We start from the raw sequence: 13354 nt of genomic DNA on the forward strand, positions 1-13354 counted from the left end.
TATTGCATTTTGATAAGCTCCTTCGTTATGGCTCGATCCCGCACGCGATGTGATTCGTTCTGTTGAATCAAGAGCACAGCATTTTTTTAGAACCAGAATAATCTTTAAGATATCGGCATTTTTTTGATATACAGATCATGCTATACAACTTATAAATGACTACGTGCAAAAGTTGTGCTTGGCTGAGGTACGACTGTTTTAAAATGGGAAAATAAATAACAGCCAGTAACCACAACGAAAGTGCCGACGATTTGAACCCACGTAATTTGTTCTCCTAGGAAAAGAAACGCTAAAATAGCGGTAAAGATTGGATTGAAGTTTAGAAAAATACCGGACGTAGTTGCTCCTAATTTTTGAACACCAATATTCCAAAATACCATACAGACAACAGTTGAGATTACACCTGTGTATAGTAATGAGGTGATAAATGAAGCGTCGATATGAGAAACAGTAAAATGAGAAATGTTAAATGGAAGCAGTATGATGACACCGAAAATTCCAGAATATAATGTCGCCATCATCGGTGTTGTTTTCTTTGTTGCCCATTTGCTGCAAACAGAATAGATACCCCATATACAGACAGCGGCTATCATCCATAAATCCCCGCTATTGAAATGTAATGAAAATAACAGTGCTATATTTCCTTTTGAAAGTACGAGAACAACGCCAAATAGAGAAAGAATCATAGAAAGCATTTGAAGCGTGTTTATTTTTTCTTTTAAGAATAAAGACGAAAATAGAGCAATTGAAATTGCATTTAATGTAGAAATGAGTCCAACGTTTGTTGCAGATGTTTGTTCTAGTGCTAGAAATTGAAAAATGTTGAAGAGAACAACGCCAGTTAATCCCATGAATAGTAAGGGAAGGATTGCACCACGCGGCGGCAAAATTTTCTTTTCTTTGAACCAGACAAGCGGTAATAGGCAAATGATCGCAATCATCCATCGTAAGCTAGTAAGAGTCATCGGAGAAGCATGATCGACAAGTGATTTTCCAACAACAAAGTTTCCACCCCAGAGTAAGCTTGTTAACAGTAATAAAAAAACATAAAAGTATGGCATATCATGAAACCCCTTTTCAAAAGTAAGAAAGATGAATAACTGAATTGTAAATAATTTTAACATTTTTCTTGTTTATCTTATATGTTGTTTTGTATAATTGATAAAATTCAAAATAATAATAGATAAAGTGTCTTGTTTAGCGAATTTTATTCGATTTTTCGATGAGTAGGATATATTTTTTCGAAGAATCGTCGGTCAGAAAAGAGAGAACAGGGGGTTACTTACATGGAATCGTCCATTATTAAAGTGTTAGATGATTTAGACCTTCAAATTTTAGATGTGTTGCAAAAAGAAACACAGGTAAGCAACGCAGAGCTTGCGCGCCGCGTCAATTTGTCACCGCCTGCGATGCATGCACGGGTAAAACGCTTGGAAAGTGAAGGGTTTATTGATAAGCAAGTTGCGATATTAAATCAGGAGAAACTCGGCTTTGATTTATTATGTTTTATTTTTATGAGCACAAACATTCATCAAGCTGAAAAACTAGAAGTATTAGAAAGAGAATTGAAATCTATGCCTGAAGTACTGGAATGTCATTGCTTAACAGGGGAATACGATTATCTTTTAAAAGTAGCAAACCGAGATCGGAAGGAACTAGAGTATTTTATTAGAAAGCTAAATAAGCTTGGGATTACGCGGATTCAAACGAGCTTAGCGCTAAGGGAGATTAAGTATTCAACTGTGTTGCCGATACGAAATGAGAAAACAAGCACCGAATGATAGTGGTGCTTGTTTGGATTGTCAACACTAATAATCGTGCTTTGTTAGGTTCACCCGAGGGTAAAGTATTTTTCCTAACAGATATACAAGTTTCAGAAAAAGGAAATATAGTAACTAATTATTCTTTAAATCAGTTTATTAAAGAACATGAGATTTCTGGCCTAGAGTGGAATACTCTTTATGAAATTACAATTTAAGATTCGAAGAAACAATAAAAAGAGTTTCCAAACATGCATGCTTCTTTGTAAGTTAAATTTATTCAACTAACGCATGCGTTAGTTGAAGCTCACGATTTGAGGGTGTAGAGAATGAAGTTTGAATATCAATTAACTGGTTTAGGTTGGGCTGAAGGAATTATTGAAATCAATAATCAGGAACACTATTTTGAAATTAGTTATCTAACAGATGGATTAGGGGATTTTTTGAATGGACTTATGCTGTTAAATAAATATTGTGTTCCAGATGATGAGTGTAGAGAAAATGTTAGTTTAGAATGGAACTCTGAACCAGCAGGTACAAATATATTTTTACAATTGATAGAAGATAATACGCTTTTTATAAAGGTTATAAGTTATAAAGACCTTAATTTGAAACTGAGTCCAGAAGTAGAAATAGAAACAAAATGTTCTTATACTGAATTTTTACGAAACGTAATTAAGGAAATAGATTTATTAATAAAAAAATATGGAATCGTAGGATATCGTAAAACATGGTATGAGCATGATTTTCCTTTAAGTACTTTTTTAAAATTAAAACACTACATTGTTAATTCAAAAAGATATACTACGCAATTGGTAGAAGTGTATGGAGACGGATTAGAAAAAACCGATTTACAAAATGATCTTGATTTATTAATGATGAAAATTTAATTTCTAATTCAACTAACGCATGCGTTAGTTGAATTACAGCAAAAGATGTTGTTGTGGTAAATGAGGTCATATGTAGTACAAAAAAGGATAGATGCAATCAGGTATTCTTCCCTGTTGATCTATCCTTTCCTTTGAATCATTCTTTTATAAAAATGTTTAATCACCTCTGTGACCCTTAAACCATTAAATGGCCCTTTAATGGTTTAACATGACTGACGTTTTTAAACAACTTTATTGTCACTTACACTACCATCGATACCATACCGCGTTGAGCCACATTATTACAGATTTATTGATTTAGTTGAGATGGACTCACTTTTTGAATTTGAACAAGTATGTCAAACGATTTACCTAATGATATATCAACAGTTTTTGGTATGTCAGGGCCTTCGGTAGTTATTCCAGAAAAAATTGGATGTTGTTTGTTTAACCAAGTTTTTGTCACTCCGTTTGCCTTACGTAAATCAATAAAAAATTGGTTGTTTTTGACTTGTCCAAGGGCGTAGTTATAACTGTTTGAATTATCTGATTTTAACGTTCCATATGGGCCAAATTCATGGTTACTATTATAAACATTATATCGTCCTTCATAAACAGATGTTCCAATAGATACATACCGTTTTCCATAATGTTCTGCTAAATGTTGCCCAGCTACTTTAGGGTATATAAAAGGTATCATATTTGTTTTCGAAACGTGTCCATTATGTCCCCATACAATTGTTTTTCCTAAATGTTCTTCTGTCCACTTCGCATTTTCATACATTGCAATATCATGTTTCAAAAAAAAGTCTGACGGTTTATCAGGAAATGATGCTGCCACTGTAGTAAACTGCTCGATAATACGGGCATTTTGTTTTATCCATGCGAACTCTTTGGATTTTCCATTTAGATTACTTTTATTTTGTTCTAATAAAGCACTGATTTGTTTAGCATCTGAAATATATTTTTCTTTATTTTCTTTCGTAAGGCTGCCAAAGATATTAATATCCTTTGTTACAGGAATAAGGCCTTTTATCTTCTCTTCTAAACTAGGCACAAGATCTGGATTATTTCTTTTTACATATTCTGTTATATTATTATAAACATTTTCGTTTACTGATTGTATATCCATTCCAATGACACGCACTTTGGATTTATGTTTTGGATCAGCATTGTATTGGCGTATCCATTTAAATAGATTTACTATTTCTTTCGTGTTAAATTCAGGCGATAGATGTTGGCTTGGGTTCCCTTTACCAGTAAGAACATAACGATCAAGCTTCAAAGCTCTGTCCCATCCCTCTTCTAAAACTAAGTTGGTAAAGCCCTTTTCAGATACTAAATAATTAACAATGCGATGTTTCATTGTAAAAACTTCATGAGCCCCATGCGTAGCTTCACCTAAACCTACGATTGAAGCTGATCCTACCATATCCTTAAGTGGTTTTAAATCATTAAGAGATGCAGTTGGATTAGTTGTTTTTAAAGGCTTTGCATGTTCTTCTAACCATTCGGCTATTGGATTTGTATTGTAGGGAGCTGTAACTCCGATAATCATTTTTTTTTTCATAAAAGCCTCCTAAAATACTTATTTATTAGTTTTTTGATATGTTCAAAGAGCTTCCGATTGAATCATTAATTCTCCTCTCACTGTTATATAAATACAAATTAAAAAACCGACATAAAACCCTTCTTTTTAGGTGGGAGAGAGCATCCGGCCATGCATAGAGGCGGTCAGATCCTTTTCCTGCCCAGACATAGTGAAAACAAAGAGAGAAAACGAGTGCAGGTCACCTTTTGTTATCCATAGCCGCGGCTATATGTCGAAAAATCAAAATGGATTTATATAAGATAAATTTATTCTAGTTCCTAAAACTCACTTATTTCTTAATAGATTCTTAAGAAACCATTAATTTACTCATGTCAATACAAAAAACAAAATAATCTGCCACTCAAAAATACAGGGAGCAGGTTATTTTGTTATTCATTTCGCAAGCTTAATGCTCAAGTTAGTCATTTTCAAAAAACATACTTCTAAAATTCTGCCAATCCAACTGAGGAAAAGAAACAATTATGAAATCAATTAGAATGGCTGACTATGGTGAAGAAAACATAACCAATATTAGATAAGAATATATGCAAAAAGCGAATTACTCTTAGAATGATTCGCTTTTTGCATAGCTTTCTTTTCTAGAAAACATCTTCTTGCGCTAGGACATTGGGTGCATTTGGTTCCATTAAAAGATCTTTCAGTTCACCGATTTCGGAGAGGGCGACGAGGATATAACCACTAATTAAGACAATGAGTCCAATGACTCTTAATGTTTGCAGGCTAATATTTCTTTGGTTTTCCTCAGAATTATTTTCGGGCGTTGAATTGGGCGTATGGTTCATAATAGGGCTCCCATCATTTTGTTTATATTTATAAGGATATAAAATATATTCGTTTTTCATAAAAATCCGGAAGTATAGTCATTTTCACTATATGAAAAATGCCTAAAAGAAGTGATTGGAAATCTGGAGATACTTTTCTAAGTGGAATAAAAAAAACCGCAATTCGCGGTCTATTTGTTTTGCTATCGGGTGTTTTTATTCAAGGAGGAGTCAGTAATTTATAACATATTTGTTGATTTACAATAAAGTTATTTAAAAAAGCCCATTTAGTTATTCAACAATCGGGCCAGATTCTGGAGTAACGTCCGAATGATATAGAAGGGTGCTTAGTCACTATGAACTGCACCCCAATTGTTAGACATAACTGACAATTGGAGGTGCAGTTTTTATCTTGTTTTCATATATCACCTCCCAAATTCTTAATTCTTATAATTAAAATATTTCAATTATTAAGAGTTTTTCCCTACATTAATAGATACTTTTTTATAGACTTGCCTTCAGAAATCTATTACTGTGCTATTGGTATGCTCATTTTACTGTTATAACAAGTTCTTGTATTGCACAATATATGTTGTATAGGGGGAGTGACAGCTTCGCTGGTACTACCCAAAATATGCAGTTAATAGAAGAATTGCGGACAGATCGGGAACGGATGAAAGAAATGCAGGAGTGATTGAAGCGAATAGAGGAAGCTGATCAAGAGCGGGCAAAAGCAGATCGGGAAAGGTTTGATCGTATAGAAGAGCATATAAAGGCCTTCAAGAAGCAGCGGCAGCAAGTAAAAAAAGTTTTCTCTGGGTGTGCGGAAATAAGGGGTAACTGGCAACTGGCCAAGCTCAAAATTATTTGGGTTTTAACTGGCCACTGCTTATGGGCTGTATAAGCATAATCTCTCTTGTAAACTTTCTAAGACTTCTTCTGGCACTTCCCTGACCTTGATATCCCCACCTAGGAAAAGTAGCCAATTTGTTATTTCGGTCAATTCTTCGGGCTTATTAACATTGATAAAAGCCTTTAGAATGGCTGTGGTTTGGTAAGGATTCGTATAGGAAATTGAAACTTTTAAAGGATGGTATTTTTTGAACTGGGCAATCGCTTTTGGACCAAGTTCAAGGACAAGGTTGATTACTTCTTCCTGCTTACTTAGTGTTTCTAAAATCTTTTTCTTACTTAATCTTTTTTTCATCGGGTAGGGTTTGACATTGGTGAGATGGTCGACAGGAAAAATCTGCTTCTTTTCTTCCTTTAAGTCAAAGCCTTCAATCAGCCAAAGGCCTTTTTCATGATAAAGGTGCAAGAGATAAATTGGATAAGACTTTATTACCTTCTCTTCTTTGATAGTAATCAATAAATAGCTATCCAAAAGAAGGATTTGGATGAGTTTTTCTAACATGGGATGGGGGAGGTCTGAAAGTTCAAGTAGGTCGGGATTATTGGGGTTGGTCCCTTCAAAAAGCAAGATCTGATTTAAAAGAACAAGGTCATCTTGCTGGTTTTCTGAGATGAGGCCTAGTAATTTTTCAGCTAAAGACTGACGACTCTTTAGATAGGGGAGTTGTTGATTTCTTGTGGCCATAAAGGCAATAAAAAGAGCTTTGACCTCATTATCGGTAAAGCGAACATCAGGCAGGACAGAGTTGTGCATGACAAAATAACCCCCATCCCTTCCAACTTCAGCGACAAGTGGCATCCCCATGGCCTCAATTTCTCTGATATCTCTAATAGCTGTCGAACGAGAGATGTTAAATTCTCGCATGATTTCAGAAATTGTAAAGTGAGCACGGTTGTTGATATACCGCATGATGATATTAATCCGTTCAACTTTTTTCATCTGGACTCCTAAACAGTATCATTTTTTGACATGATTTAAGGCTATCATATACCCATCAAGTGAAGAAGACAAGTCATTTGATTAATTTAAAAAAGAGGAAGGTTTTGAATATGGCCGATTATACCCTAAAAGAAAAAGACAGCTTTATCGTTTTAGGTTTTGGAACTGAGCTAAAGAGCGATTACACAGACTTTGCTGGCTTAAACAAGGAAAAGTCAGACTTTTGGCAGGCCGTCAGCCAAGATGGAAGGCTTGACACTTTAAAAGCCATAGCCACAAATGACTACGTTTTTGCCGTGAACGAAGCGGTGAATAACAAGATGATGCATTATGCTGGCGTCATGACAGAGGCATCGGCACTAGAAGAAGCCAGAGTTATCCAATTTCCTAAGGGGGAATACCTAGTTGTTAAAGGGGAAGGGAAGACGGCTGATGAATTGAATAATAAGCTTGCTGGCCTTGCCTTTGGTCAAGTCTTGCCAGAAGCAAAGAATTTTGCCTATGTTGGTGGGCCAAATGCAACGGTTGAGATGGGGCAGCGAAACGGCTTAGTTTTTGGTGAAATGTGGATTCCTGTTGTTAGGAAATAAAGAGATAAAAGGAGGGATGGAAATGTCCTATATCGTTGATTTTAAAAATGTGTCTACGGTTGGTTTAGAGTCTTCACCTGTAATAGAAGCGCTTGCTGGTTTACGTGCTAATGAAGCCCGTTACTTTATGAACAAATACAAGCATGAATTTACAGTTGTACCAGCTAGCGAAAGCCAGGAGACCCTTGATTATGTGAACCGAATTTTGAAAGAAGAACGTGATATTGAGTTTGCGGCCAAACCTTTAGAAACGTCGCGTTTTCAAGTGGAAAATATCAAAATTGCCTACGTCTTTTATGAGGATGGTCTTGCGGTCAACGTCATGTATACGGTTGATGATCCTAAGAAGCGGGCCGTTGGTTTTAAGCTTTCTGAGGGGATGGAGGTACCAAAGGAGCTAGAAGGGAAGTTTAAGTTTGCTAGGCAGAAGTCTAAACTAGCTGGAACAATTCGAGGTTCGTTTTTTGTAATTAAAGGAGAATATTAAAGTAAGCAAAAGCGCAACTGAAGGGGATAAGATGAAACGCTCAACCAAACGAATCATAGAAGTGTTCCCAAAATTTAGAGGTAAATAAGCGATTTTAGGACTAAACCTATATTTTGGTTATTCCTTTAAAGGGCGCGTTTGTTGAACAAGAAGTAAAAGGGTATTACATATTAGTCATGTATAATATGTAACACCCTTAATTTTTTATGGCTTTTTACAATTATGATTTCAATTATAAAGAAGAAATTCGTTTTTTTGTTTTGGGCAGAATAATAAATTTCATGAAAAACATTCCAATTATAGCAGTGAAAAGAGTAGGTAAGAACTGTTGAGTGCGAGCAAGTATAATAGCGGTAAACACTATTAATTGCACGCATGTTACGAAAAAGACAAGCGTAAGAAATTGGCGTATTCTTTCTTCATAAGAAATGGGATATAATACTACGATATTATTTCCTGAAAAATACTTCCATAGGGCACGAAGTTGGATAGACGACATGTATAAGAGACATAAAGTAACTAAGCCTTTCGCAAGTGGAGTAGGTACATAATATACAACTCCGATGCCGACGATAGTCAATCGAATGTATATTCCAAAATAATCATTGGTCCGAAGAAAGGCTAAAGTGTACAAATATAAGAAAGTAGATTGCTTTTTATGTAGGAAAGGTTCCAGCCAACTTGTAAGCCATGTTCTTTGTTTTACTTGTTTCTTTAGTTGCGGAACATCTGTAAAAAAGTTAGCAAACTGATAAAAGCGCATGTCCATTTTTTCTTCTTGTTCGATTACATATTCCCACCCAATTCGTTTAGGGGCTTGTTTTAATGTATAAAAAAGAAAGAAGAGAAGAAGTAATAATCCCACTCCTAATAAAACAAACGAAACAGATTGAAAGAGCATATATACAATAAGTATGTTACAACTTGTCCGAATGATGAACCAAAGATGAGAAGTATGTCGATCTCTCCACATCCAACTTATGCATATATTCCATCCTTTTACAATTGCTAAAATGAAACATATCGTACCTACAAAAGGAATGGTTACGTGTAAAGTTTGCATCGCAAGTGGTGTAATGATGAGTACAGCACATAGCAATAGAAAAAGCTGAATGACATAATTATATAGAAGAGATTGTTTAAAATAAGATGTCAATTTCTCTTCAAGTGCCAGTAGATAGACAGCATCAGGCTTTTGGATAAAAGTACGAATAGGGCATCTAGTTACAATGATTGTCAGCAGAGATATAATGATGAATAATGAGACTCCTTTAGAAGGAGATGTTTTAAGAAATTTTGCGTAATAATATGCACCAATACATGAGACGAAGATGAAGCTGTATAGTAGACCGCTAATCATGCGTGCAAAGTACATGATGACGTTTTGAAGATGTTTTTGAAAACGAGCACCCCATAATGTTTCAATTGTCATGTTTCTCACCTCTGTCTTTTATTATAAAGTGAAACTTTAATCAGTGGGGGTTTTTTCATCCCTCATCTATCTTCTTTGCTTTCGCCGAATTTTGAGGTGGGGGTATTACTGCCCAAGAATAGCGGAATAAAGGTTTCTTTCTTATACAAAAATAAAAACGAGCAAATTGCTTTATGCAACATGCTCGTTTTCATTTTGAGAATTTTTTTTATTATCCCGCTTCATTAATGGATAGAAGGCAAAGCCGATTACAAATAATCCAATCCCAAGTAGGAATGTTTTTAAGTCTGCGGCTCCTGTTTTGATGACCCATAGTGCATATACAATTGCTATGGTCGCGACAATACCATCCATAATGCGCGTACCTTTTTCATTTTCATATGTTTCACCAGTTGCGACGAGTTTTAATTGGAAGATTGGTGAAACGAGATATGGAATTAAGTAAGCCAGCGTTGATACGGTAATAACAAATGTATACGCTTCGGCAATCGTTCCTGATAGTGTTGAGAATAAGAACACTTGCGACATAATATTTGTTAGTCGCAAGGAATGAATCGGACTTCCCTTTTTGTTTGTTTTTGCAAAGAATGAAGGGAAGAATCCTTCTTTTGCTGCTTGATACGGTACTTCTGAGCTTAATAAAATCCAGCCTAGAATGGAACCGAATAAGGAAGTAAGGGCAAGAAGTGCCATTAATTTCCCACCACCATGTCCCATTGCAGCATTTAATGCATCTGCTAATGGACGTTCAGAAGTTTGTAATTTATCAATGTGAAGAACACCCATTGTTAAAATGGTAATTCCTAAATAAATTCCTACTGTTAAGAGTAAGCCCGTTACAGTTGCTCGTTTCACAACTTTGGGGGATACAGCGCGATTCGATAATAATACAGCTGATTCGATCCCAATAAATGCCCACAATGTTGTGAGAGCGGCTAAGTTTACTTGTGAAAGTAGTCCATGTGAAACGCCTTCTTTATCGATCATCGCTGTATACCATTGACCAAATTTTGAGGCTTGAAATGCAAATAATGTCACAACGATGAACAGAAGGAATCCAGTAACTTTCGTTGTTGTTGCTAAAAAGTTTAATTTTCCAGCTCCATTTACACCGTTTGTTAAAATCAAATGTGTGCCCCATAGCAAGAAAGAACAGATGGAGAACGTAATGAGTTTTCCAACTTCAATATCAAAAGAACCAATTGAAAATAAAAGACGCGTATCTTTCATAATTGGGAAGAAAAGCGATAAGTAACCCGCAAAAGATGTAATAATAGCAACGTTACTCGCCCAGTTTGCAACCCAATAGCCCCAAACCATGCTAAAACCAGCCATTTTTTTCTTTTTTGGTGATTTGAATAAAGCGTATGCGTGACTTTGTGGCCCTGTTGTTAAATCAGGACGACGAATTGCTAAATTACCGAAAACAAGCGCTAGCATTAAAACACCAAATCCTGTTGTTAACCAAGCTAACGTAACGCCGAGCGGGCTAGCTGTTTGTGCCAATGTACTTGGCACCATAAAAATACCAGCGCCAACCATGTTACCGACAACAAATGCTGTCAGTACCCAAAAGCCCCATTTTTTCTGTTGCATAAAAGAATACCTCCAAAGTTAGTATAACCAAGTCAAGCGAGGAGATATGTATGTCTTCCGAAAAAGGAAGAAAAGCAAGTTCCATACAAAACAAAAAAAAGCACGTGGAATTGTCGTTACGCGCTTTCTATCTTATAAGAAACCCACGACATACCTCTCGATAGCTCTCCACAAGCAAAATGCCTGTGACAGTTCTGCACCTATTCAATGCAGACCCAGCAAGAATGTACAGTGGGTACTTCTTACTTCGGCAACCATTCCTTTCTCATTCGTTCATCAATGCCACTACATTTCCCGAAATGATACTCTTAATGACTGCAACCTCTACCTCACCGAGATACGAATGAGGATTTTATGTATAAAGTTAACGTAATCAAGGGTAACAAATGTATTTTTATTCGTCAATGGATATAGTAATAATCAGACTATGGTGAACACTTTGTCATTAAGAGCAGGAAGGAAAGCTTTATATTATTGTTGTGTTTTCGTGTTTCTACAATAAAAAAGAAGCTGATAGCCAAAAGTCCACGACAAGTGGTCTCTTGGCTCAGCTTCTATATGAAAAATTATACTAAGTTTAGTACAGTTACTTTCTCGCGTGTCATAGATTCAAGGCTCTTGCGAATACCTTGTGCACCCATACCAGAACCTTTTACACCGATGAATGGGAAGTGGTCAGGGCCACGCTCTGTACGTCCGTTAATTTGAACGGAGCCAGTGTCGATTTTGTTTGCAATTGCAAATGCTTTATTAATATCTTTTGTGAAGACACTTGCTTGCAGACCAAATTCTGATTTATTGGCAATTTCAATTGCTTCTTCATCAGAAGAAACGCGAATGATTGGAAGAATTGGGCCGAATGGCTCTTCCCAAGCAACTTTCATTTCTTCTGTAACATTGTCAATTAATGTTGGGTAAATTAAGTTGCGTTCACGTTTATTACCGATCACGATTGTAGCGCCTTTTTCTACTGCATCGTCAACTAATCCTTGAACGAAATCAGCAGATTTATCGTCGATTAATGGCACGATTGTGCTGTCTTGTTCTGGAGAACCGACAGATAATGCAGCCACTTGTTCTTTTAATAAGCTTACAAGTTCGTCTGCTACTTTTTCATTTACAAGCACGCGTTTAATTGCTGTGCAACGTTGACCTGAATAAGAGAATGCACCACTAATGATATGGCTTGCAGCTTCTTGTAGGTCAGCATCTTCGCGTACGATACCAGGATCCTTACCACCAAGCTCTAATACAAGTGGAATCATAGCCGCTTTTTTCGCTAAGTGAGCTCCTGTATTTGTACCGCCTGTGAACGATACCATATTTACGCCAGGATGTTCTACTAAGTAGTCACCAATGACAGAACCGCGTCCTGTTGCTACGTTTACAAGTCCTTTTGGAAGACCCGCTTTATGAAGTGCTTCAACCATTTTAATACCGCTAATCGCGCCTTGTGTTGCTGGTTTAAAGATAACAGCATTTCCCATAATAAGAGCTGGTGCAAGTTTTGCAGCAGATAAGTTTACAGGATAGTTAAATGGTGCAATTGCTAGAATTACGCCGCGCGGAACACGTTGAACAATAGCAAGTTTGGATTTAGATCCACCAGGGAAGCTATCTCCCATCATGCTTTCGCCATGCATATGAAGTGCTTCATCTACAGTGTAACGAATTAAATCTGCTGTACGAACAACTTCTTTTTTCGCATCTTTATAGCCTTTACCGACTTCTTTCATTACAATATCAGCAATTTCATCTTGCATATTTATGAGCTCATCAGCCCATTTATATAAATATTTTGCGCGATCTTGAAGAGACGCTTCAGCCCATTCTTTTTGCGCTTGTTTTGCAGATTCAATCGCTTCATCAACTTCTCCGCGAGTAATTGCTTGTACTTTACCGATTACTTCATGTAAATAAGGTGATGGGATATCAATTGTTTGTCCAGATGAACTTTCTCTCCATTCACCGTTTAAATAAAATTTGTATGTATTGCTAGTTGTCATGATTAGTCCTCCTAAAATAGCAACTTGTAAGAGTGAGTATATGGTGATTGTAGGGCGTTTGAGAATATTTTTCAAACAAAATGTTTGTGAAAACGGTTACTCATATGAAATTTATTTTGTATGCCTTTTCATGCGGTAGTTAACCTTATTTGCACGTGAAATATAGGGTAATCTGTATAGTATCAATAGACGCATTTTTAAGTTCGTTTAGATTGTAGAAACTTTATCTCCGCTATTTGCGGGCAGTAATACCCCAACCTCAAGATTCTAAAGAAACCAAAGAAGCTAGGTGGGGGCTAATAATTAGTGGAGGATGAAGAAAACCCCCACTGATTAAAATTTCACTTGATACAATTGTTAAAAAAATAATTGACAGAAAAGTCTCTAAA

General features: G+C 36.2%; 11 protein-coding genes, 1 pseudogene and 1 riboswitch. Of the genes and pseudogenes, 5 read left to right on the forward strand and 7 right to left on the reverse strand.

All coding sequences use genetic code 11. The features are described 5' to 3' along the window. Positions 1–149: 149 nt before the first annotated feature. Complete coding sequence (locus QRE67_RS04490; RefSeq protein WP_286123721.1) at positions 150–1061, reverse strand: DMT family transporter; 912 nt, start codon at positions 1059–1061, stop codon at positions 150–152. Between the two features lie 225 nt (positions 1062–1286). On the opposite strand from QRE67_RS04490, the gene QRE67_RS04495 reads away from it, so the two are divergent. Together QRE67_RS04495 and QRE67_RS04500 are read left to right on the forward strand one after the other, a co-directional pair. Then, positions 1287–1781 carry an Lrp/AsnC family transcriptional regulator gene (locus QRE67_RS04495; protein ID WP_286123722.1) on the forward strand — a complete coding sequence of 165 codons (495 nt, stop codon included), beginning with the start codon at positions 1287–1289 and terminating at the stop codon, positions 1779–1781. 308 nt (positions 1782–2089) lie between these two features. Continuing rightward, the gene (locus QRE67_RS04500; RefSeq protein ID WP_286123723.1) at positions 2090–2650 is read left to right on the forward strand and encodes a hypothetical protein; all 561 of its coding nucleotides are present in this window, start codon (positions 2090–2092) and stop codon (positions 2648–2650) included. 289 nt (positions 2651–2939) lie between these two features. On the opposite strand, the pseudogene QRE67_RS04505 reads toward QRE67_RS04500, so the two are convergent. Next, positions 2940–4181: pseudogene (locus QRE67_RS04505) on the reverse strand (erythromycin esterase family protein); the annotation flags it as partial. A 638-nt stretch (positions 4182–4819) separates the two neighbouring features. Continuing rightward, entirely contained in the window at positions 4820–5023 is a 204-nt protein-coding gene (locus tag QRE67_RS04510; RefSeq protein ID WP_286123724.1) for a hypothetical protein, read from the reverse strand. Positions 5024–5696: 673 nt separating this feature from the next. On the opposite strand from QRE67_RS04510, the gene QRE67_RS04515 reads away from it, so the two are divergent. Further along, positions 5697–5906: a hypothetical protein gene (locus QRE67_RS04515; protein ID WP_286123725.1), complete on the forward strand. Its 210-nt coding sequence runs from the start codon at positions 5697–5699 to the stop codon at positions 5904–5906. Here the strand turns inward: QRE67_RS04515 and QRE67_RS04520 are convergent. Then, positions 5892–6854: a helix-turn-helix transcriptional regulator gene (locus tag QRE67_RS04520; RefSeq protein ID WP_286123726.1), complete on the reverse strand. Its 963-nt coding sequence runs from the start codon at positions 6852–6854 to the stop codon at positions 5892–5894. The two genes, QRE67_RS04515 and QRE67_RS04520, sit on opposite strands and share 15 nt — an antisense overlap. 110 nt (positions 6855–6964) lie before the next feature. Here QRE67_RS04520 and QRE67_RS04525 point away from each other — a divergent pair, with 110 nt between their 5' ends. Together QRE67_RS04525 and QRE67_RS04530 are read left to right on the forward strand one after the other, a co-directional pair. Continuing rightward, a complete protein-coding gene (locus tag QRE67_RS04525) occupies positions 6965–7444 on the forward strand; it encodes a GyrI-like domain-containing protein (protein WP_286125184.1) in 480 nt (159 codons plus the stop codon). A gap of 22 nt (positions 7445–7466) precedes the next feature. Beyond that, a complete protein-coding gene (locus QRE67_RS04530; protein WP_286123727.1) occupies positions 7467–7931 on the forward strand; it encodes a DUF8821 family protein in 465 nt (154 codons plus the stop codon). A gap of 232 nt (positions 7932–8163) precedes the next feature. On the opposite strand, the gene QRE67_RS04535 is transcribed toward QRE67_RS04530, so the two are convergent. The 3 genes from QRE67_RS04535 to QRE67_RS04545 all read right to left on the reverse strand — a co-directional run bounded on the left by QRE67_RS04535 (position 8164) and on the right by QRE67_RS04545 (position 12965). Further along, positions 8164–9363 (reverse strand): ABC transporter permease, encoded by a 1200-nt coding sequence (locus tag QRE67_RS04535; protein WP_286123728.1) that lies wholly within the window; start codon positions 9361–9363, stop codon positions 8164–8166. A 171-nt stretch (positions 9364–9534) separates the two neighbouring features. Then, complete coding sequence (locus tag QRE67_RS04540) at positions 9535–10959, reverse strand: amino acid permease (RefSeq protein ID WP_286123729.1); 1425 nt, start codon at positions 10957–10959, stop codon at positions 9535–9537. 153 nt (positions 10960–11112) lie between these two features. Then, a riboswitch (Lysine riboswitch) is annotated at positions 11113–11294 on the reverse strand. Between the two features lie 231 nt (positions 11295–11525). After that, on the reverse strand, positions 11526–12965 hold the full coding sequence (locus QRE67_RS04545) for an NADP-dependent glyceraldehyde-3-phosphate dehydrogenase (protein ID WP_286123730.1): 1440 nt from the start codon (positions 12963–12965) through the stop codon (positions 11526–11528). Positions 12966–13354: the final 389 nt, after the last annotated feature.

The organism is Bacillus sp. DX3.1 (genome assembly GCF_030292155.1).
Classification (GTDB): Bacteria; Bacillota; Bacilli; order Bacillales; family Bacillaceae_G; genus Bacillus_A.